General features: G+C 70.5%; 20 protein-coding genes. 4 read left to right on the top strand and 16 right to left on the bottom strand.

What is annotated here, in order from left to right:
• Positions 1-21: 21 nt before the first annotated feature.
• From AB0O15_RS33895 to AB0O15_RS33850, 10 genes are all read right to left on the bottom strand, one after another.
• Positions 22-984 carry a ribokinase gene (locus AB0O15_RS33895; protein WP_364327204.1) on the bottom strand — a complete coding sequence of 321 codons (963 nt, stop codon included), beginning with the start codon at positions 982-984 and terminating at the stop codon, positions 22-24.
• A complete protein-coding gene (locus AB0O15_RS33890; protein ID WP_364327201.1) occupies positions 981-1,883 on the bottom strand; it encodes a carbohydrate ABC transporter permease in 903 nt (300 codons plus the stop codon). Before AB0O15_RS33890 ends, AB0O15_RS33895 begins: the two co-directional genes overlap by 4 nt.
• Entirely contained in the window at positions 1,880-2,806 is a 927-nt protein-coding gene (locus AB0O15_RS33885; protein WP_364327198.1) for a sugar ABC transporter permease, read from the bottom strand. Before AB0O15_RS33885 ends, AB0O15_RS33890 begins: the two co-directional genes overlap by 4 nt.
• Positions 2,806-4,137: a sugar ABC transporter substrate-binding protein gene (locus AB0O15_RS33880; protein WP_364327195.1), complete on the bottom strand. Its 1,332-nt coding sequence runs from the start codon at positions 4,135-4,137 to the stop codon at positions 2,806-2,808. Before AB0O15_RS33880 ends, AB0O15_RS33885 begins: the two co-directional genes overlap by 1 nt.
• Positions 4,138-4,165: 28 nt before the next feature.
• Positions 4,166-5,101 carry a nucleoside hydrolase gene (locus AB0O15_RS33875; protein WP_364327192.1) on the bottom strand — a complete coding sequence of 312 codons (936 nt, stop codon included), beginning with the start codon at positions 5,099-5,101 and terminating at the stop codon, positions 4,166-4,168.
• A gap of 225 nt (positions 5,102-5,326) precedes the next feature.
• A complete protein-coding gene (locus tag AB0O15_RS33870) occupies positions 5,327-6,085 on the bottom strand; it encodes an MFS transporter (RefSeq protein ID WP_364327189.1) in 759 nt (252 codons plus the stop codon).
• The gene (locus AB0O15_RS33865; protein WP_364327186.1) at positions 6,082-6,537 is read right to left on the bottom strand and encodes an MFS transporter; all 456 of its coding nucleotides are present in this window, start codon (positions 6,535-6,537) and stop codon (positions 6,082-6,084) included. Before AB0O15_RS33865 ends, AB0O15_RS33870 begins: the two co-directional genes overlap by 4 nt.
• Before the next feature lie 59 nt (positions 6,538-6,596).
• Positions 6,597-7,202, bottom strand: coding sequence for a TetR family transcriptional regulator (locus AB0O15_RS33860; protein WP_364327184.1), 606 nt, complete (start codon positions 7,200-7,202; stop codon positions 6,597-6,599).
• Complete coding sequence (locus AB0O15_RS33855) at positions 7,195-7,488, bottom strand: DapH/DapD/GlmU-related protein (RefSeq protein ID WP_364327181.1); 294 nt, start codon at positions 7,486-7,488, stop codon at positions 7,195-7,197. Before AB0O15_RS33855 ends, AB0O15_RS33860 begins: the two co-directional genes overlap by 8 nt.
• A gap of 166 nt (positions 7,489-7,654) precedes the next feature.
• The gene (locus tag AB0O15_RS33850; RefSeq protein ID WP_364327178.1) at positions 7,655-9,253 is read right to left on the bottom strand and encodes an alpha/beta hydrolase; all 1,599 of its coding nucleotides are present in this window, start codon (positions 9,251-9,253) and stop codon (positions 7,655-7,657) included.
• A gap of 301 nt (positions 9,254-9,554) precedes the next feature.
• Between AB0O15_RS33850 and AB0O15_RS33845 the strand changes: the two genes are divergently transcribed.
• Positions 9,555-10,178 (top strand): hypothetical protein, encoded by a 624-nt coding sequence (locus AB0O15_RS33845; RefSeq protein WP_364327175.1) that lies wholly within the window; start codon positions 9,555-9,557, stop codon positions 10,176-10,178.
• Positions 10,179-10,185: 7 nt separating this feature from the next.
• Here the strand turns inward: AB0O15_RS33845 and AB0O15_RS33840 are convergent, their stop codons facing one another.
• The 3 genes from AB0O15_RS33840 to AB0O15_RS33830 form a co-directional block, all read right to left on the bottom strand.
• Complete coding sequence (locus tag AB0O15_RS33840; RefSeq protein WP_364327172.1) at positions 10,186-11,037, bottom strand: LLM class flavin-dependent oxidoreductase; 852 nt, start codon at positions 11,035-11,037, stop codon at positions 10,186-10,188.
• A complete protein-coding gene (locus AB0O15_RS33835; protein WP_364327169.1) occupies positions 11,003-13,312 on the bottom strand; it encodes a bifunctional diguanylate cyclase/phosphodiesterase in 2,310 nt (769 codons plus the stop codon). The genes AB0O15_RS33840 and AB0O15_RS33835 overlap by 35 nt, the downstream gene beginning before the upstream one ends.
• Before the next feature lie 96 nt (positions 13,313-13,408).
• On the bottom strand, positions 13,409-13,981 hold the full coding sequence (locus AB0O15_RS33830) for a zinc-binding dehydrogenase (protein WP_364327166.1): 573 nt from the start codon (positions 13,979-13,981) through the stop codon (positions 13,409-13,411).
• Positions 13,982-14,153: 172 nt separating this feature from the next.
• Here AB0O15_RS33830 and AB0O15_RS33825 point away from each other — a divergent pair, with 172 nt between their 5' ends.
• Positions 14,154-14,435 (top strand): hypothetical protein, encoded by a 282-nt coding sequence (locus tag AB0O15_RS33825; RefSeq protein WP_364327163.1) that lies wholly within the window; start codon positions 14,154-14,156, stop codon positions 14,433-14,435.
• 12 nt (positions 14,436-14,447) lie between these two features.
• Here the strand turns inward: AB0O15_RS33825 and AB0O15_RS33820 are convergent, their stop codons facing one another.
• Positions 14,448-15,998, bottom strand: a complete 1,551-nt coding sequence (locus AB0O15_RS33820) for a HAMP domain-containing sensor histidine kinase (protein WP_364327160.1) — start codon at positions 15,996-15,998, stop codon at positions 14,448-14,450.
• A 126-nt stretch (positions 15,999-16,124) separates the two neighbouring features.
• On the bottom strand, positions 16,125-17,093 hold the full coding sequence (locus tag AB0O15_RS33815; RefSeq protein WP_364327157.1) for a glycerophosphodiester phosphodiesterase: 969 nt from the start codon (positions 17,091-17,093) through the stop codon (positions 16,125-16,127).
• A gap of 164 nt (positions 17,094-17,257) precedes the next feature.
• On the opposite strand from AB0O15_RS33815, the gene fucP reads away from it, so the two are divergent.
• Together fucP and AB0O15_RS33805 are read left to right on the top strand one after the other, a co-directional pair.
• A complete protein-coding gene (gene fucP / locus AB0O15_RS33810; protein WP_364327154.1) occupies positions 17,258-18,583 on the top strand; it encodes an L-fucose:H+ symporter permease in 1,326 nt (441 codons plus the stop codon).
• Positions 18,580-19,866 carry an ABC transporter substrate-binding protein gene (locus AB0O15_RS33805; RefSeq protein WP_364327151.1) on the top strand — a complete coding sequence of 429 codons (1,287 nt, stop codon included), beginning with the start codon at positions 18,580-18,582 and terminating at the stop codon, positions 19,864-19,866. Before fucP ends, AB0O15_RS33805 begins: the two co-directional genes overlap by 4 nt.
• A 21-nt stretch (positions 19,867-19,887) precedes the next feature.
• On the opposite strand, the gene AB0O15_RS33800 is transcribed toward AB0O15_RS33805, so the two are convergent.
• On the bottom strand, positions 19,888-20,296 hold a 409-nt coding region (locus AB0O15_RS33800; protein ID WP_364327148.1), incomplete at its 5' end, for a hypothetical protein.

The following is a 20,296-nucleotide window of genomic DNA, read 5'->3' as shown; positions in this document are numbered from 1 at the left end:
CCTCCCCGTCGCCGCCGTCCGTCACACGCCCGTCACGACCTGGCCTTCGGCGGACTCGAGCCCGATGTCCGCCGGAGAAGGATACGACGACTGCGCGCCGGGGCTCTGCACGGCGAACGTGCCGGCCCGTACGCCGATCGTCACCGCCTCCTCGAGGCCCGCGCCCGCCGCCAGCCGCACGGCCAGCGCACCGACGAAGGCGTCGCCGGCGCCGGTGGTGTCGACCACCGCGGACGGGACCGGCGCCGGCACGTGGCCGTCGTTCTCGGCGTCGGCCCAGCAGGCGCCCTCGGCACCGACCGTGACCACCACCGAGCGGGTCCGGTGCCGGAGCTGCCCGACCGCGCGCTGGGCGGCGGCCGCGCCGCGCACCTCCCAGCCGAGCAGCCCGCTGGCCTCGGCCTCGTTGACCACCAGCGGGTCGCACCGGGCCAGGAGCTCGGGATCGACGCGCTGGTAGGGCGCCAGGTTCAGGATCACCCGGGCGCCGGCGCCCGCGGCCGCGCTGATGGCCGCGGTGATGATCTCGGGCAGCACCTCGGCCTGGGCCACCATCGTCGCCGCCCCGGTCTCCGCGATGATCCGGCCGACCGTGCGGGTGACCCGATCGGCGGTGAGGGCGAAGTTGGTGCCGGGCACCACGGTGATCGAGTTCTCGCCCGAGTCGTACACCAGAACCAGCGCCAGACCGGTACGGCCGCGGCTGATGATCTCCACGTTGGTGGTGTCGACGCCTTCCGAGCGCAGCTCACGGATCAGTTGCGCGCCGTCGGCGTCGTCGCCGACCGAGCCGACGAAGCTGACGTCCCCGCGCAGCCGCGCCATGGCCACGGCCTGGTTGGCGCCCTTGCCGCCGGGCTGCCGGAGCAGGCCGCTGGCCAGCACCGTCTCGCCGGGGCCGGCGGGCACCGGCACCCGGACGATGTAGTCCTGGTTGGCCGAGCCGACAACGATGATTCCGGCCGCGCCGCGATCGTTGTTCACTTCTCCCCACTTCCGATCGATAGCCGTCCGAAGAACCGCTGGAGCACGAACATACTGATCGCGGGAACCAGGGTGAGCACGATGGTTCCGGCGAAGTTCTGCCCGTAGTCGGCCGCGTGCTCACCGAACGTACCGGCGAGCGCGACCGGCGCGAGTTGCTGACGGTTGTCACTGACGATGAGCAGCGGCCACAGGAACGCGGTCCACTGGCCGATGAAGATCAGCAGGGCCGAGTTGGTCAGCGCGGGCCCGCTGAGTCGCATGTAGAGCGAGAACAGGATGCGCGGCTCCGAGGCGCCGTCGAGCATCGCGGCCTCCCGGTACGAGTCCGGGATGCCGAGGAAGTACTGCCGCAGGTTGAAGATGGCCAGCCCGTTGCCGATGCCGGGCAGGATCAGCCCGATCAGCGAGTTGCCCAGGCCCCAGTCGGTGAACTGCTGGGCCAGCGGGATGGCGATGGCCTCGAACGGCACCATGAAGCTGATCACGATGATCGCGAAGATGAGGTTGCGGCCGGGGAACTGGAAGACCGCCAGCGCGTACGCCGCCATCGACGACATGATCAGGCCGAACAGCACCGAGGCGATGCAGACGATGAACGAGTTCAGCAGCGCCCGCGCGAAGCCCGAGTCGAGCAGCAGCCGGACATAGTTGTCCAGCGTCCACTCGGACGGGATGATCAGATGCCAGCTCAGCGGCGACATCGTGGTGAGGATCTCCAGGGTCGGGCGGAACGACCCGATGAGGATCCACAGCGCGGGCAGCACGAACGCCATGCCGAGCACGACGGCCACCGCGGTCAGGATCACCCGGGAGATCGGCGTGCGCTTCTTGCGTACGGGCGCGGCCGGCGCCGGGGGCCGGCCGGTCGGAGCGAGCTTGGCCGGAGTCACGGTCATCGCGGCGTCTTCTCCTCACGCAGCAGCCGGAACTGCAGCAGGACGAAGAAGATCATGATCGCGGTGAGGATCACGACCTCGGCCGCGCCGAGGTTGCGGCTGCCGTACCCGTACGTCGTCCGGTACGCGTCGAACATCAGCAGCGTGGTGCTGGCCTGCGGGCCGCCCTGGGTGAGCAGCTGCACCGGGACGAACAGCACGAAGTTGGCGACCGTGTCGGCGACCAGCACGAACAGCAGCGGGCGCTTGAGCATCGGGATGGTGATGCTGAAGAAGGTCCGGATCGGGCCGGCCCGGTCGACCTTCGCCGCGTCGTACAGCTCCTCCGGGATCGCCTGCAGGCCGGAGATCAGGAACATCATCCAGTAGCCGATGCCGATCCAGCTGGCCAGCACGATGATGCAGGCCAGGGCCTGCGACGGCGAGGTGAGGAACGGCTGCGGGTCACCGCCGACCGCGCTGATCAGCGCGTTGACCGGCCCGTTCGGGTTGAGGGCGGCGCCCCAGGCGATGGCCGAGCCGACGATGGGTACGGTCACCGGCACGAAGACCAGCGTGCGCCAGACGCCGGCCAGCGGGATCTTCTGGATGAACAGCACCGCCAGCATCAGGGCGATGGCGATCTGCAGCGGGTTGATGATGACGTTGAAGACCAGGGTACGAAGGATCGTGTCGACGAACGCGGGGTCGGAGAACAGCGACCGGTAGTTGCCCAGCCCGGTGAACGTGGCCTCGATGATGCCGCCCGGGAACGCCTTGTAGAGGCTGTCCACGATCGCTCCGACGGTCGGCACCACCCGCAGGACGGCCAGCGCCACGACCGCCGGGGCCAGGAACACCACGGCCCAGAGCATCTCCTGCCGGCGACCGGCCCGCCGCCGCCGGTTGGCGGCGGCGGGCTTGGTGGTGACGGGCAACGCCATTACTTGTACTTCTTCCAGGCGGTCGTCAGCTGCGTCTGCGCGCTGTCCAGCGCGGTCTTCGGGTCGGCGCCGTTGCGGATGTCGGCGAACGCCTGGTTCAGGATCGTCTCGAACTCGATGTAGCCGATCGTCTGCACCCGGTTGACCGCCGTGTTCGCGGTCTCGAAGTCGATGATCGTGGCCGCCTTCTTGCCCTCCGGCGAGGAGAAGACCGACTTGTCGAGGTAGATCTTCTTGCCCACCGGGCCGGCGGCGAGCTCGGGGTCGGACCGGTACTTGATGTAGCCGCCGCCCTCGTCGATCGTCATCCACTTGAGGAAGATCGCGGCGGCCTCCTTGTTCTTGCTGAACGGGTTCATCGCCAGCGACCAGGAACCCGTCGGGGTGGCCGGCTTGCCGCCCTCGAACACCGGTTGCGGGGCGACGCCCCAGTCCACCTTGGACGCGCCCAGCTGAGGAATGAGCCACGGACCCTCGACGATGTACGCCGCCTGGCCGGCCACGAACGCGGGGTCGGTCTCCTCGGACTTCATCCCCTTCGGCGCGACGCCCTGCTTGAACAGGTCGCCGTACCAGGTGAAGGCCTTGACCCACTGCTCGGAGGTGAAGTCCGGGGTCAGGTTGCCGTCGCCGGACGCCCCGACCGTTCCGCCCAGCTGCACCGGCAGCGGCTCCAGCTGGTAGTAGCGGTCGAACTGGCCGAACAGGAAGCCGTACTTGGCGCCCGCGGCCTTGGCCTTGGCCGCGTCCTGGGTCAGCTTCTCCCAGGTCATCCGCTGGCCGGTCGAGGCCGGCGGCTCAGCCAGGCCGGCCTTCTTGAGCAGCGCCTTGTTGTAGTAGAGCAGCTGGGTCGAGTTCGCGATCGGGAGCGCCCACAGTTTGTCCTGGTAGACGCCCGCGTCGTACGCCGTGGGGTCGAACTGGTCCTTGGCGCCGGCGAAGGCCTTGGTGAGGTCCTCGGCCATGCCGCGCGAGGCGAGGGCCGAGACGCGGGGCTGGTCGGCCCAGTAGACGTCCGGGTCGCCGCCCTTGTTGGCGATCCGCGAGTCGAGCGTGCTGTTCAGGTTGTCGAAGGGCACCGACTGATAGTCGATCTTGATGGTGGGGTGCGCCTTCTGGAAGGCGTCGATGACCGACTGCATGTTGGCGGTCTTCAGGTCGAGAATGCTGACGACCTTGATCGTGGCGGTGGGATCGGTGCTCGGCAACGACCAGCCGGAACCGCCACCGGTCGCGGTGTCGTCGCCGCCACAGGCGGTGAGCAGCAGCGCCGCGGCGGTCGCCGCGGCCAGGCCGGAGACCAGCCGGCGCCGGGTCAGATGGACACTCATGATTGCGCCTTCCGTAAATCCGTGGTCCTCAGAGATCTTTGATCAAGCCCATGAAGTGATCGGTGAAAGCGCCGGGGTTGACCCCGACCGCGACGCGGCAGTTGGCCGGCGGCGGGTCCTGACCCTCCCGCCGGTCGGTGATCATCACGCCGCGGGCCTCGCCCTCACCGGTGATGATCGAGACGGCGACCTCGCGGAACTCGCAGATCTCCGGGTGGGTGAGCACGGCGACGGCGAGCGGGTCGTGCATCGCGCAGGAGTCGGCGTCGATGGCGCTGCCGGGGTAGCGCTGCTTGAGGTAGTCGATCCAGGCGATGGTGAACTCGCCGGCGAAGGGGGCGAACGGGGTCTCGGCGGCGAGCATCTGCGCGGCGTGCTCCCGGGTGAGCCGGACCTGCATCGTGACGTCCAGCCCGACCCAGCGCTGCGGGGCGCCGGAGCGCAGGACGGCCTGCGCCGCCTCGGGGTCCATCCAGACGTTGAACTCGCCGGGCAGGCTGCGGTCGGTCATCGTCCCGAAGAAGATCCCGCCCATGATCACGATCTCCTTGACCGTGGACGCCAGCCGCGGCTCGAGGTTCAGAGCGGCCGCGACGTTGGTGAGCGGCCCGATCGCGACGAGGGTGATCTCGCCCGGGTTGGCCATGATGAGCTCGGCGATCGCGGCCGCGGCGTAGCCGGGTGTGGCCGCGGGGACGCGGTCGCGCCGGGCGGTGACGTGGTCGGCCGGCACGCGGACGACGCCGGGCCGGGTGAGGGCGGCGGCCGCCCCCTTGATGATCGGGACGTCCTTGATGCCGAGGCGCTGGACGAGCTCGCCGGTCAGGATGGTGGCGCTCTCGACGTCGGTGTTGCCGTTGACCGTGGTGAGGAGTTCGAGCTCGATCCCGGGGTCGGCGTGGGCCAGAGCCAAGGCGAAACCGTCGTCGATGTCGGAGCCCGGGGCCCCCATCGCCAGGTCCATGTCAAGGATGATCCGAGGCATCGCGTCTCCGTTCAACTCGTGTTGCATCGCAGTAAACACGAGTTGAATGTGTCGCACAACACTCGTCGGCAATGTTCTCGAAACTTGTCCCCGGCCTTCGACCGCACGTTTACGCAGGTCACGGGCCCGGCTTAGGCTTGTCTGACACATTGCCGTTCACCATCACCCAGCGTTACCGCCTGGCCAGCCGGGCCGGCGACGAGGTCAGGCGGGGCGGTTGGCGAAGACCCGGGCGAGGAAGACCGTGGCGACGCCGGCCACGACCACCGTGAGCAGGCCGACGCGCAGGCTGGTGAGGTCGGCGACGAACCCGACCAGCGGTGGCGACAGCAGGAACCCGACCCGCAACAGCCAGCTGACGATGGTCAAGCCGGTGCCGTGCGGGATTCCCGGCAGCTCGTCGGCGGCGTGCATGGCGGCGGGCACGAGCGTGGCGAACCCGAGGCCGGCGAAGGCGAACCCGGCCAGCGCCGTACCGACCGACGGCACGGCCAGGGCGGCGCCCATGCCGGCCGCGGCGAGCGCCGCCCCGGCGCGCGCGACCGTACGCTGACCGAAACGGTCCACGACGCGATCGCCGGCGAGGCGGCCCGCCGTCATGGCGATCTGGAAGACCACCACGGCCAGGCCGGCGACGGCGGCGCCGGCGTGCAGGCCGGTCAGGTAGAGCGCACCCCACGAGGCGCCGGAGTCCTCGACCAGGGCGCCGAACGCGGCCAGGGCGCTCAGCGCGGCGAGCATCCGCACCGCGGGGCGCCCCCACGTACGCCAATTGTTGGTCCGGGCCGGCGCGGCGGTGTGGTCCTGGGGTTCGGCTGCCCGTTCGGCGTCCTCCGGACCCGGCAGCAGGAACCGGTAGGCCACCAGCGCGACCATGCTCCAGGTCACGGCCGAGATGCCGAGGTGGACGGCGAGCGGGATGCCGAGGCCGGCGGCGGCCGAGCCCATCAGGCCACCGATCACGGCGCCGATGCTCCACACCCGTGCAGGGAGTTGAGGATGGACCGGCCGTACAGACGCTGCACACGCAGGCCGTGGGCGTTCTGCGCCACGTCGACCACCGCGTCGAGGGCGCCCACGACGACCAGCACGGCCCCGAACGCGACCCAGTGCGGCGCGATCGGGATGGCCAGCGTGGCGATGGCCGTGGTGACGATCCCGAACGCCGCCACCCGGGCCGACCGGAACCGGCGGATGGCGGCGCCGGCGTGCAGGCCGGCCACCAGCGCGCCGATCGAGTACCCGGCGATGGCGGTGCCGAGCACGGCGTTGCTGACGTCAAGGTCGTCCTTGATCTGCGGGTAGCGGGGGACGATGTTGAAGAACACGGCGCCGTTGGTGAGGAACAGGGCGGCAACGGCGCCGCGGGCCCGGCGGGCCTGCCGGGACGGCGCGGCCATGGTGGACGTGGACAAGGTGAACCCCCGGAACGGGTCGCGATGATCAGGAGTGGAGGAGCCGGGGCGCCGACGGGTCAGCGCAGGTAACGCTCGACCGCGTCGTGGATCTCCGGCGCGGTCATCGGGCGGGTCGACAACGAGTTGTGCAGGGTCAGACCCTCGATCAGGGCGTCGACCTCGCGGGCGGTGACCGGGTCGAAGTGGCGTTCGAGGGCTCGCCGGCTGCGCTCCATCCACGCCTGCGTGACGGTGCGCAACGCGGGATTGCGCGCCGCCGCCGCGTACAGCTCCACGGTGAGCACGAGGTCGCGGGACGAGCCGAACACGTCCTCGCTGACCAGGGTGATCACCGCTTCGATGGCCTCGTCGCGATCGGTGGCCGCGACCAGCCGCCGATCGAAGACCGCGGCCATCGACGCGGCGTGCCGGGTGAACGCCTCCACGAGAACCTCGTCGAGGCCGGCGAAGTGGTAGGTCATCGACCCCAGCGGCACGTCCGCCGCCCGGGCGATCTCCCGGTGTGTAGTGCCGGCCACCCCACGCTCGGCGATCACGCTCAGGGCGGCGTCGATCAGCCGGTCGCGGCGATGCGGGTCGTGCCGCCGGGACCGCCTCGGCGCGGGGGTCGCGCCGGCCGTGGTGGCTTCGGTGGCTTCGGTGGCTTCGGTGGGCTCACTCATCGGACGCGGCCTCGATCTCCTCGGAACCGGCCTCGATGACGCGGATCACCCGGGCCGGACTGCCGGCCGCGACGACGTTCGCCGGCAGGTCGCGGGTGACCACCGCGCCGGCGCCGACCACGGTGTTCTCCCCGATGGTGACCCCGGCCAGGACGATCGCGCCGCTGCCGAGCCACACGTTGTCGCCGATGACGATCGGCCGGGCGGCCTCCCACTTGGCCCGGCGCGTCTCCGGGTCCACCGGGTGGGTCGGCGTGAGCAGCTGCACGCTGGTGCCGATCTGCACGTCGTCGCCGATGGTGATCGGGGCGACGTCCAGCGCGACGAGACCGAGTTGGCGAACGTCCGGGCCCCGACGCGGAGGTGACTGCCGTAGTCCACCCGCAGCGCTTGTACATCGAACCGGCCCGGCGCCCGTGAGGGCATCCGGGCCGGTCAGGGCCGTGCACGCGTCAGCGAACGGGAGGCGCCGCCTTCCGCAGCGTCGCCTTGAGGCTGCCGCTGCCGGTGGACGCGAGCGACCTGGCCGCCGCGGCCGTCGGGTCCGGCGCCGGGACCGGTTCGCACTGCTTGTCGGACCGGTTGCCGCTGACCCGGTTCGGCAGGGCGCCGTTGTCCAGGTACGCCGCGATCGTGTCGTCGGTGCAGGCGATGCCGCTCAGCGAGCCGGCGTGCGTGGTGCCGCCGACGCCCTCGACGAGGACCGAGCGGGGGAACCGCTTGCGGATCTCGAGGCTGCCCGCGTACGGCGTGGCCGCGTCCTTGGTCTCGCTGATCAGCAGGATCGGCGGGGCCTTCTTGCCGTTGACGTTGACCGGCTTGCCGACGTCACCCTTCCAGAACAGGCAGGGCGCGTTGAACCAGGCGTTGTTCCAGGTGATGAACGGGTGGTCGGCGTAGATCCGCCAGTTGTCCCGCTCCCACTTGTTCCAGTTGGCCGGCCACCGCACGTCGGTGCACTGGGTGCCCAGGTAGATCGCGTACCCGTTGTCCGTGCCGGGGCCGGGCTCCGGGTAGAGCTCCAGCAGGCCGGAGGCGTCACCGTCGTTGACGTAGGCCGAGAACGCGGTGGCCACATCGGCCCAGCCGTAGACGTAGTACCCGGCCGAGACGAAGATGTCGTTCCACTCGTCCGGACCGATCTTGCCCTCGGCCGGCGCCTTACGCAGCTTCTGCAGCGTGGCGTAGTACTTGGCCTTCACGGCCTTGCCGGTGGTGCCCAGGTGGTACACCGCGTCGGACTTCGCCACCCACGCGAAGTACGTGTCCATGTTCTTGTCGAACTGGACGTCCTGGCTGAGGTTGGCCTCGTACCAGACGCCACGCGGGTCGACGACGCCGTCGAAGACCATCCGGCGCACCTGGGCCGGGTGCAGCGTGGCATAGACCTGACCGAGGTAGGTGCCGTACGAGAAGCCGTAGAAGTTGATCTGCTTCTGGCCCAGCGCCTTGCGGATGCTCTCCATGTCGGCCACGTTGTCGGTGGTCTTGAGATGGTCGAGCAGCGGGCCGCCGGCGCGCCGGCAAGCTTCCGCGTACGCCTTGGAGCGCGCCAGCCAGGTCTTCTCCAGCTGCTCGGTGACCGGCACGTAGTAGGGCCGGTTGTAGCCGGCGACGTTGCCGTCACAGATCAGCGACGGCACGCTGGAGCCGACGCCGCGCGGGTCGAACCCGATCCAGTCGTAGTCGAGACCGACGCCACCCGGGATCGCCGTCTGCAGCACCGAGTAGATCAGGCCGGAACCGCCCGGGCCACCCGGGTTGACCAGCATGACGCCCTGGTAGTCGGCGGCCGCGGAGGTGTGCTTCAACCGCGACACGGCGAGCTGGATCTTGGTGCTGCCCGGTCGCGCGTAGTCCAGCGGAACCACCACGAAGCCGCACTCGGCACCGCGCGCTTTCAGCGTCGCGTTGTCGCAGGTTCCCCAGGTGATCGGTGGCGGCGTGTAGCCGGGGGTGCCGCTGTGGGCCTGCGCCGACGACGGGATCATGCTCCCGCCGATCACCAGCCCCACGGTTGCGGCGAGGGTTGCCGCCAGAAGTCGTCTCATACCGAGCCTTTCATCCACGATTCACCCCAGGTTCACGCTCGGGCGATCTCCGGAGACTAGCCATCCAGACGCGGCGATGAGGCTGTCCGTTAGGACAGATTTCAGGAAACGCCCAGCTCCGGTCGTTACGGCGGGTCTCAGGGCCGGAGCCGGACCGGCCCGGCGTCGATCGCGACGCGGAACAACGAGTACGGATAACGCCGCAGGTCCTTGCCCCGCTGGTAAGATCCAGGTTCGGGGGTATGGCCGTTACCGGACATCACTCCCCTACCGGGCCTCGGGCGGAGCGTACGGTCGCGTCATGGCCGATTGGTACCGGCTCGACGTTCCCGCTGACTCCGCGCAGTACGTTGACGCGTGCCTGCAACCGCGGTTCACGGAGCAGGACGAGCCACGCGACATCCGGGCGATGGGCGGGATCGCCGAGATCGCCGCCGCCAGCCGAACCGAGGGGCGGGCCGGCAGCCGACGCGTCGCCGCAGACTTGCTGGCGCGGCCCGAGTTCGCCGATCACGACGTGCTCTACAGCTGGCTGATCGACGAGCAGCGCGACCCGTCCGGCGCGCTGGAGTCGCTGCGCGCGGGCCTGGATCGCTGCCCCCGCAAGCGCTTTCTCCTCGATCGCCTCGGCCTCGTCATGCTGCGGCTCCACCACGGACCCGAGGCGTTGTACTACTGGGCGCAGGCGACCGGCGGCGCCATCCGGGCCGGCCGGGCCGACGGCTTCTCGTCCTACCTGTTCCTCGCGCACGTCGCCCGGGCACTCGGCGCTCGGCAGGCTACTTCCCAGCTCGCCCGCCGCGCGAACCCGGAGGGCGGCGGCCCGCCGATCGAGCTGGAGCCCGAGCTGGCCGACGAGGTCACCCGGGTGTTCGAAGCCCAGCGAACCCGCCCGATGAAGGCGGTCGTCGAAGCCCTGGCGTGACGAGGCGTCAGGCCGCGCCGAGTGGTCCAGTCTGGATGATGCGGACGGCCTCCTCCAGGGGTGTCTCCCACGGGAGCAGGTCGCGCAGGATCCAGGTCACGCCGGCTGATTCGTATTCGGAGATCAGGTTGTCGGGCTCGGGAGGCAGGGTGCGGCTGACGACGACGTCGTACGGGGCGTCGGTGGTGCGGTGCTCGGTGATGTAGTCGATCATCTTGCGGGCGGAGTCCGGAGAGGACGGAAGGATGGAGAAGCCGTCCTCGCGGATGTCCATCTCGGCCGGTGCGGCGCCGTCCCAGCGCGCGGCCCGGCGGAACGGTCGTTTGTTCGGCCAGTAACCGGCCACCCACACCGGGACCTGATCTTGCACCGGTCGCGGCCGGAAGGTGGTCTCGCGGACGGTGTAGTGCTCCCCGCTGAAGGCGAACGGTTCGCCGGTGCACAGTCCACGCACGATGGTCAGGCACTCGTCGAGTTTGTCGGCCCGGACGCGTGCGTCCCCGTCCTCGCCGAACTGCTCGAACTCCGCCTCCCCGGAGAAACCGAGGCCGACGCCGAGGATCATCCGGCCGGCCGAGAGGTGATCGAGGGTGGCGACCTCACGAGCGACCTTCCAGGGCCGCCGGCGGGCGAGCTGGGCGACCATGGTCCCGATCTTGACCCGCTCGGTCGTGGCCGCGATCGCGGCCAGGACGATCCACGGATCCGTCACCGGAGGCTGGGTCCGCAGATCGAAGACCAGTGAGTCCCACACGAACACGGCGTCCCAGCCGGCCCGTTCCGCGTCCTGAGCCAGCTTCACCAGCACGTGCGGATCGGCGTACTCACCGATCACCGGCAGATTGACCGCGTACCGCATGGGTCGACCCTACGACGGTGTACTGGTCGTGGACCAGGGCTGTCGCGTCGGGTGGTGGGAGCGGCCGGTAGAAGTAGAAACCCTGGCCGACCGTGCACCCCATGTCGATCAGGGCGGCCGCCTGCTCGACCGTCTCGACGCCCTCGGCCACGACCGTCATCTTGAAGGCCCGGCTCAGGTGGACCACCGCCTCGCACACCGAGCGGGCCTCGGCGTCATCGGCGATGCCGGTCACGAACGAACGGTCGATCTTCAGGATGGTGACCGGCAGCCGGCGCAGGTAGCTCAGGGCCGAGTAGCCGGTGCCGAAGTCGTCGACCGCCAGCTCGATGCCGAGGTCACGCAACGCCTCCAGACGGCTGATGGTGAGCGGGTCGGGTTGCAGGATGACGCTCTCGGTGATCTCCAGGGTGAGCCGGTCCGGCGGGAATCCGGTCTCGGCCAGGATGGTCTCGACGGTCTGCACCAGGTCGGCCTGGGCCACCTGCTTCGGTGACAGGTTCACCGACAGCCGCAACGCTTCGGCGCCGGCGTTGTCGGCACGCCAGCCGACCGCCTCCCGGCAGGCCGCGCGCAGCACCCAGGTGCCCAGCGGCACGACCGCGCCGGTCTCCTCGGCCAGATCGATGAACTCGCCCGGGCCCAGCAGCCCGCGGGCCGGGTGGTTCCAGCGGACCAGCGCCTCGACCCCCCGCAGGTCGCCGGTGGCCAGGGCGACCGCGGGCTGGTAGTACACCACCAGTTCGTCGTTGGCCACGGCTCGGCGCAACTCGGCCTCGCGTGCCTTGGTGTCCATCACGTCCGAGTAGTACTCGAAGCGCGCGCGGCCGGCGCGCTTCGCCGCGTACAGGGCGGTGTCGGCCTGCTGCAGCAGGGTCTCGCCGGAGGCGTACGGATCGTCGCGGACCACCACGCCGATGCTCGCCTCGACCATGAGCACGTGTTCGCCGAAGATGACCGGCGTGCGCATCGCCTCCAGCAGGCGGGCGGCGACCGTCCCCGCGGTCTCCGGGGACGGCAGGCCCTGGACGAGGAAGGCGAACTCGTCGCCGCCGAGCCGACCGGCCAGGTCGCCGTCCCGGAGCACGCCGCGCATGGCCTCGGCCGCGGCGATCAGCACGGCGTCGCCCGCATCGTGGCCGAACGTGTCGTTGATGGGCTTGAACCGGTCGAGGTCGATGAGCATGACCGCGGTGTACCGGCCCGGGCGGATCGGCTGGCCGGCGAGCTGGTGCAGGCGCTCGGTGACCAGGGTCCGGTTGGCCAGACCGGTCAGTCCGTCGGTGATCGCCATCTCCCGGTTGTCACGCAGCGCGTGCATCTGACGCGCCATCACCAGCAGGGTCAGAACGGCCGAACCCAAGATCATTCCGCCGTACGGGTCGAGCGGCAGGTGTGACGACTGCTCGGCGAGCAGGAGGTAGGCGGCGACGCTGGCCGCGTACGGAAGAATGAAGACCGCGTTGCGATCCCCGCATCTCGGCGCGGGGTGCCGCGGCCGGCGATACTGCTGGTCGGCGGCCACCACCAGCAGGAAACAGCCGGCCAGCCACAGCAGGTCCGGCCAGGAGCCGCCGGTGAAACCGCCGTGCAGCTGGATCCAGCTGTACGAGACATCGGCGGTCACGGTCAGCGCGATCGACGCGGCGAGCAGCCGGATCGGGGCCGGCGACTCCCGCTGATGGCCCCGCAGCAGGGCGGTCGACACGGCCAGCACGAGCAGCAGATCGCCGATCGGCAGCAGGGCCGGGAACGCGCGCTCCCATGCGGTCATGCCCGGCAGGTTGAGGATCGGGCCGAGCAGCAGGTACCAGAGGGCGATGAATCCGCCGGCGCCGACGATCAGCGCGTCCAGCGCCAGCTTCTGCCGGTCCCGGCGGCGCCGGTACTGCCCGGGCAGCATCAGCAGCCCGGCGAACATGAACGGGGAGAAGAGCAGGAAGCAGTAGTCGGCGGTCGAGGGATAGCCGGTCGTGTGCAGGACGTGTCCCTGGGCGAACCAGGAGCAGTGCGCGGCCAGCTGCCAGGCGAACGCGACGGTGATCACCCGCCAGGCCCGCCGGGTCCGGGGCTCCTGCCGCTTCGACAGCGCCACCCGGGCGGCCAGCACGGTGAAGACAACCGCCTGCGGTACGTAGGAGGCGTCCGTGATCAGTGTGCTGACCTCGGCGCCGCCCCATCCGCCGAAGAACCAGGCCTGTTGCAGGACGAGCAGAACCGCGCAGGCGAGCACGCTCGCGGCGGCCACCGGGCCGGTCCGGATCCAGGTGAGCATCACCATCCTGTTCGGCAGCGCCGGTGAGTTCGTGAGCCGTTTCGACCTCGGAGGCGAAGATGTCGCAGCAGACCCGATTTCGGGCCGCCGGCCGGATCACGGGATCAGGAGATGCTTGCCGCGGGCCTGCCCCGAGCGGCTGACCGCGAGGGGCTCGCGCCAGTTCTCGAGGGGGTAGGTCGCGGCGATCGGGATGGTGAAGCCGCCCTGGGCCGCCAGTGCGGCGTATTCACCGAGGACGTCGTACCGCAGATTCATGGCGGTGCCGCGTACGCCCAGGTTCTGGAGCGCGGCGAAGTCGGTCACCGTGACGATGTGGGCGGGGTCGGTGACGGCGGTCAGCAGCTCCGGCATGGCGCCGGCCGGCGCGCTGTCGAAGACCAGGTCGACCGGGCCGCCGGCCAGCGTCGTCACCCGCTCGCCGAGGCCTTCGCCGTACGCGACGACCTCGGCTCCCCCATCGCGCAAGGCGTCGGTGTACGTCTTCCCGGCGCTGGCGATGACCCGGGCGCCGAGCCGCACGGCGATCTGGGCCGCCGCGAAGCCGATCGTGGTGCCGGCGCCGCTGACCAGCACCGTCCGGCCGGACACGTCGCCGAGCGCGGCGATGCCCCGGTAGGCGGTCTCGACCGCCATCGGCAGGGCCGCCGCCTCGGTCGCGCAGATCACCCAGCGGGCGAACCTGACCGAGCGGTCGTTCTACCGGTGGTTCACCGACAAGCGGGAGGTCCTGTTCGGCGACGACGACCTGGAGGCCTGCTACCTGCCCGCGATCGAGGCGGCTCCGGAGGGGCTCGGTGCGCTGCCGACGCTGCTGGCGGCCTTCGCGTCCACGCCGGAGGTGCTGCGGCCGCGTGAGTTCCTGATCGAGCGCGCCGCGGTGATCGCGGCCAGCCCGCCGCTGCAGGAGCGTGAGCTGATCAAGATGGTGACCCTCAACCGGAAGCTGGTCGCCACCCTGGTCGGCCGCGGCCACGACGGCCAGACGGCCTACCTGGCCGCCGACGTGGGCTCGGCGATCCTCCGGCTGGCCACCCACCGCTGGATCCTCGGCGACGACGCCGACTTCGCGGACCTGCTCGCCACCGCCCGGCAGGACCTGGTGGACGTCGCCGTGGCCTGAGCGGGATAAAAACTACTGCTCCGCGTCCGCTGTCGGCAGGGTCACCCGGAACGTGGTGCCCTGGCCGGGCGCGCTCAGCACCTCGACGGTGCCACGGTGGGCCCGGACGATGGCCGCCACGATGGCCAGACCGAGGCCGGTGCCGGTCGCCTCGCGGTCGGTGTGCCGGGTGCGGGCCTCGTCGGCTCGGTAGAACCGCTCGAACACCCGCGCCTTCTTCTCGTCGGTCAGGCCGGGCCCGGTGTCGGCGACCTCCACCACCGCGCGGCTGTCCGGTGCGACGTACAACCGCAGGGTGATCGCCGCCTGCGGCGGGGTGTGCCGGAGCGCGTTGGTCATCAGGTTGCCGATCACCTGCCGGAGCCGGGCGTCGTCACCGTCGGCGATCAGCGACGCCGGGCTGTCGCGGATGTCCAGGGTGATCGACCGGTCCGGGGCCGTCGCCTCGGCCGCCTGCACCGCGTCCAGCGCCAGCACCGGCAGCTCGACCGGGCCCAGGGCCAGCGGCCGTTCCTGGTCCAGCCGGGCCAGCAGCAGCAGATCCTCGACGAGCAGGCCCATCCGGGCGGCCTCGTCATGGATCCGGCGCACCAGCCGGGTCGCGTCGGCCGGGTCGGTGACCGCGCCCTGGCCGTAGAGCTCGGCGAAGCCGCGGATGGTGGTGAGCGGGGTACGCAACTCGTGCGACGCGTCGGCCACGAACTGCCTCATCTTGGCTTCCGAGGCCGCCGCGCGCCCCTCGGACGCCCGCGCCGCCAGGGCCGCCTCCCGGGCCGCGGCCTCGGACGTCGCGCGGGCGATGAACGCCACCTCGATCTGGGCCAGCATGGCGTTCAGCGCGCGGGACAGCCGGCCCAGCTCGGTGGTGGGCTCCCCGTCGTGCCCCTCGGGGTCGGGCACCCGCCGGCTGAGGTCGCCGGCCCCGATCGCCGCGGCCGTACGCTCGATCTGCAGCAGCGGCACCAGGCTCTGCCGGACCAGCGCGGCGCCGACCACGGCCAGCATGATCAGCACGCCCGCGCCGACCAGCAGGTCGGCCCGGATCAGCCGGGCGATCGGATCGTCGATCCCGGTCATCCGCTGGCCCACGTGCAGCACCGAGCCGTCGCCGAGCCGGATCACCAGCATCCGCCACATGTACTTCCCGTTGGCCGACCGGGTCGTGTACGGCACACCGGCGTGCGCGTCGATCTTGTCGACGCCGGCGAGCAGCACCGGGCGGTCGGCGACGCCGAGATCGCCGCCCACCTTGATCCGGCCGACCCCGGAGGTCGTGGTGACCCCGGCGAGGTAGTCCGGGGTGACAACCACCTGGTAGTGGGTGGTGAGCGCCTGATGATTCGCGGCCGCGGTCTCGATCGAGGCACCCGCGAAGGCGGCGAGCTGGGCGTCCATCCGCGAGATCAGATAACGGTGCAGCGCGTACGTGCTCGCCATGCTGATCAGCGTGAGTGCCGCGACCACCAGAACCAGCACGGAGGCGACGAGCTTGGCACTCAGCGACACCCGGCGGAGGGTGGGCCGCGGGAGGATCGGGTGGCGAACCCACTCGGTCAGCGACACCGCGGGCTCAGCCGGCGGGTGGACAGGGCACGACCATGGACGAGATTCTCAACCACCACGCTGCGTACGCACTGCGCCGCGGCTGAGAGATCCCTGTCAATGAGTCTGGGCCGCCGGGGAACATCGTCAGCCGGTGGCGCACGGGTCGGTGCCGGGGGTGCCGGGACGCGCTGCTCGCCGCTGGTCGAGCAGGCGTTCCAGGACGGCCGGCTTCGACGACATCAGGCCGTCGGCGCAGGCGTCGATCAGGGCGCCGTACGTCGCCTCGTCCTCGGTGCCCGATCCGCTGAACCAGACGTGCACGGCGTACCCGTCGCTGTGTGCCCTCGAGATGAAACTCGGCGACGCGACCTTGAAACCCTGGAAGCCGACCGGGATCTGCAGCGCGACCGTCCCGTCGATCGGGCGGATGCGGAGGGTCAGATAGCGCAGCACCTCGTTGAAGCCCGGCGCCAGCCCGACGGCCGGCGCCCTCTTGTGGAACTCGGCGATCGCCTCGTCCTCGAACGAGGCCACGATGATGTCCTGGGTGCGGTTCAGGCGCTGGAGGAGTTCGGCGAGCAACCGCGCGTTGCGGACGAACGATCCGCTGTCATCGTCCGACGTGCCCTTGATCTCGACGGTGAACGGGGTCCGCGGGAAGCGGGTCAGCACCTCTTCGAGGGACGGCACCGTGAAGTCGCCGGCCGAGTACCCGGGCGGCGGCGGCCGCTCCCCGGTCCGGACCCCCCGCAGGTCGGAGTGGAACGCCGCGTCGAGTTGCCGCACCTCACGGAACGTCTTGCCCCGGATCGGCCCGCTGCCGTCGGTGGTCCGGTCGACCGTCGCGTCGTGCATGACCACCAGCACGTCGTCGGCGGTCGAGTGCACGTCCATCTCGAGCATGTCGGCGCCGACGTCGACCGCGCGCCGGAACGCGTACATGGTGCTGGACGGCGCCTCGTCCTCACCGCCCTGGTGCGCGATGGAGAGGAAGCGTCTGGCCATCCACGGGCCGGGGGCCGAGCCGCCGGGCCGGGCCAGGTTCACCACGAACCCGGCCGCCAGCACCACGACCACCGCGCCGGCGATGAGCCACTTCCGTCGAGCCTTCATCGTCGCCAAGCCTAACCGCCGATGATCACGGCACGAGGACGCGGATCCGGAATCGCGCATTCAAACCTGCGCCGGCGAAAATAACATTCACCATCTGCTATCCGCGCCGGCCATTTGATCAACGGCTTCCCATATGGTGAGGAAGCCGATTCAAGGGGGCCCACATGGCCGGCGTCGCCACCACCTCAGCCGCGGGACGCAACGATCAGGCCGGCCGCGAGCCGATGATCGGGCGCGGCATGATCCTCCTGTTCATCGCGCTGATCGGCTGCTTCACCGCCTGGGGCGTGGCGGCCGATCTGACCACGCCGATGGTGGCCGGATTCAAACGCATTTTCGACATGACCACATTCCAGGCGTCGCTGGTGCAGCTGGCCTATTTCGGCGCCTATTTCCTGCTCGCGCTGCCCGCCGCGTTCATCAATCAGCGGTTCGGCTACAAGGTGGGCATTCTGACCGGGCTCGGCCTCGCCGCGGTCGGCGCGTTCGCGTTCTATCCGGCCAGCCGGATCATGACCTACGAAGCCTTTCTGGTGGCGTTGTTCGCGATCGCCGCGGGCTGCTCGATCCTGGAGACCTCCGCCAATCCCTACGTGCTGTCGCTCGGGCCGGAGAAGACCGCCACCCGGCGGCTGAACTTCGCCCAGGCGTTCAACCCGGTGGGCACGAACATCGGTGTGCTGCTGGCGTCCACCCTGATCCTTCCCAAGCTCGCCGACCCGGTGGACATCGGATCACTGTCGCCGGCCGAGCTGCACACGATCCGTGCCGGTGAGCTCGGCGCCGTGATGGGCCCGTACCTCGGCCTCGGTTTTGTCCTGCTCCTCATCGCCGTGGCGATCGCCAGTCAGAAGGCGCCACCGATCGTCGAGGAGTTCCCCGACGCGGGTCCGGCCGACGGCGGCACCGGCAGCCTGTTCCAGGTGCTGTGGCGCAGCAAGCGGTACCGCTACGGCGTCGTCGCGCAGTTCTTCAACGTCGCGGCCCAGGTCTGCACCTGGACGTACCTGATCCAGTACGTGCAGCAGGCGCTCGGCGGCAGCCTCCAGAAGGGCGGCGCCTACCTGCAGGTCAGCCTGGTCGTCTTCCTGATCTCGCGGTTCGTGATGACCTGGCTCATCGGCCGCATCCGGCCGACCAAGATCCTGACCGCCCTGGCCTTCCTGGCCGTCCTGCTCTGCGCCTTCGCCATGGTCAGCCCCAACCGGGCCGGGGTGTGCGCCCTGGTGGCGGTGTCGTTCTGCCTGTCGCTGATGTTCCCCACGATCTACGGCGTCGCGCTCGAGGGGCTCGGCCCCGCCACCAAGTTCGGCGCCGCCGGGCTGGTGATGGCCATCGTCGGAGGGGCGATCATGCCGTTGGTGCAGGGTAAACTCGTCGATTCGACGAGCGCCGCGATCTCGTTCGTCGTACCCGCCGTCTGCTTCGCCCTCGTCGGTCTCTACGCCCTCTACGATCTGACGGCCCGGCCCGCGGTGAGCAAGGCATGAGAGCCCGATACCGTACGGCCGCAGCCGTCGCCCTGACCATGACGCTCGCGGTCAGCGCCTGCGGCGGTGGCGAGCCGACCAGCGCCACGAAGGACACCAACCGGCTCGAGGTGATGTCCTGGTGGACCTCCGGGTCGGAGGCCGCCGCCCTCAACACCCTGCTCGCCGCGTTCCAGCAGGCCCACCCCGGCGTGCAGCCGGTCAACGCGGCGGTCGCCGGCGGCGCCGGCTCGCAGGCCATCGTGGAGCTGGCGAAACGGCTGCGCTCGGGCAACCCGCCCGACGTCTGGCAGACCTTCGCCGGCAAGTCGGTCCAGGGGTACGCCGAGCGCGGAACCGTCCGGGACGTCACCTCGGTGCTGCCCGACCCGGTGAGCGCGGCGATGCAGCCGACCATCCGGCAGTCGCTGAACCGGGGCGGCAAGCCCTACGGCGTGCCGACCGGCGCGCACCGCAGCAACGTCCTGTGGTTCAACACCGACCTGCTCGAGAAGGCCGGCGTGGCCCCACCGGCCCGCGACTACCCGCTCGCCACGTTCCTGACCGATCTCCGGAAGGTCAAGGACTCCGGAGCCACCGCCCTGTGCCTGGGCGGCAAGGACCCGTTCACCACCGTCGAGCTGTTCGAGAACACCCTGCTCAGCACCATCGGGACGGCCGGCTGGAACGACCTGGTCAACGACCGGCTGGACTGGCGCGGCGCGAAGGTGCGAACCGCGCTGCGGTCCTTCGGCGACATGCTCACGTACGCCGACCCGGAGGCGAGCGGGCTCTCCTGGGATGCCGCGGCGACCAAGCTGGCCACCGGCGGCTGTGCCTTCGCCTCGGTCAACGACTCGGCCTACGGCGAGCTGATCGGGGCCGGGGCGCGGGAGGGCACAGACTTCGGCGCCACGGCCTTCCCCGGCACCGGCGGCAGCTTCCTCGCCGTGGTCGACGTGTTCGTCGCCGCCACCAAGGCCGACAACGCGAAGAACGCGCTGGAGTTCCTCGGCGGCATCAGCACACCGGCGACGCAGCTCGCCTTCAGCCGGGCGAAGGGCTCGGTGCCGGTGCTGCGCGACGTCGACGTCTCCTCGTTGCCCGCCTACCAGCAGCAGTCGTCGAAGGCCCTGTGGACCTCGCCGGTGCTGCTGTCCGTGGCGCACGGCGAGGCGATGAGCCCCACCTTCCAGGCGGGCTTCTACGACGCCGTCTCGACCTACGTACGCACCAGAAGCCCGGACGCCTTCGCCGACGACCTGCGCGACGCCGTCGCCAACGACACCATCCCGCAGCGCTGACTCACGGAAGAAGCCGCGGCTTCAGCGCCGGCTCCGGATTCCTTTGACCAGGTACCACAGGCCGACGATGATACCCACCACGCCGAAGACCGCTACGGCTTCCGCGTTCCGGCCGATCCGGTTCGTGGGGTTGCCGAACAGCGCGTAGCCCGCCAGAAGGGCGCAGAGCAGGATCGCCACGAGGACGCCGATGAGGTTGCCGACGGTGTATCGGCCATTTGTCCCGGCCACGATGCGTGCCTCCCGTTTCGAGTCGGAACCGGATAGGAATGGTGCCGTCTGTCCGGATCGGAGTGTTGCCGTCCGGCGACGTTCTGAAACCTCGGGGCGCCGGGCCGGCCGCCGCGCGGCCGGGTCGCGCATCGCGGCCAGCAGCACGCAGGTCGCGCCGGCCAGCACGATCGACCAGCGCAGGTGCGCCGGCGTCCAT

It is taken from the genome of Actinoplanes sp. NPDC089786, assembly GCF_040684855.1.
In the GTDB taxonomy this organism is placed as follows: domain Bacteria; phylum Actinomycetota; class Actinomycetes; order Mycobacteriales; family Micromonosporaceae; genus Actinoplanes.
This window is presented reverse-complemented; position numbering and strand designations above follow the sequence as displayed.

Bases quoted from the DNA above. Each gene is read 5' to 3' on its own strand.
- AB0O15_RS33815 (WP_364327157.1), bottom strand. From the start codon at position 17,093: ATGAAGGCTCGACGGAAGTGGCTCATCGCCGGCGCGGTGGTCGTGGTG.
- AB0O15_RS33860 (WP_364327184.1), bottom strand. From the start codon at position 7,202: ATGAGTGAGCCCACCGAAGCCACCGAAGCCACCGAAGCCACCACGGCC.
- AB0O15_RS33840 (WP_364327172.1), bottom strand. From the start codon at position 11,037: ATGCGGTACGCGGTCAATCTGCCGGTGATCGGTGAGTACGCCGATCCG.
- AB0O15_RS33835 (WP_364327169.1), bottom strand. From the start codon at position 13,312: ATGCTCACCTGGATCCGGACCGGCCCGGTGGCCGCCGCGAGCGTGCTC.
- AB0O15_RS33805 (WP_364327151.1), top strand. From the start codon at position 18,580: ATGAGAGCCCGATACCGTACGGCCGCAGCCGTCGCCCTGACCATGACG.
- AB0O15_RS33845 (WP_364327175.1), top strand. From the start codon at position 9,555: ATGGCCGATTGGTACCGGCTCGACGTTCCCGCTGACTCCGCGCAGTAC.
- AB0O15_RS33880 (WP_364327195.1), bottom strand. From the start codon at position 4,137: ATGAGTGTCCATCTGACCCGGCGCCGGCTGGTCTCCGGCCTGGCCGCG.
- fucP (WP_364327154.1), top strand. From the start codon at position 17,258: ATGGCCGGCGTCGCCACCACCTCAGCCGCGGGACGCAACGATCAGGCC.
- AB0O15_RS33890 (WP_364327201.1), bottom strand. From the start codon at position 1,883: ATGACCGTGACTCCGGCCAAGCTCGCTCCGACCGGCCGGCCCCCGGCG.
- AB0O15_RS33885 (WP_364327198.1), bottom strand. From the start codon at position 2,806: ATGGCGTTGCCCGTCACCACCAAGCCCGCCGCCGCCAACCGGCGGCGG.
- AB0O15_RS33850 (WP_364327178.1), bottom strand. From the start codon at position 9,253: ATGAGACGACTTCTGGCGGCAACCCTCGCCGCAACCGTGGGGCTGGTG.
- AB0O15_RS33875 (WP_364327192.1), bottom strand. From the start codon at position 5,101: ATGGACCTGGCGATGGGGGCCCCGGGCTCCGACATCGACGACGGTTTC.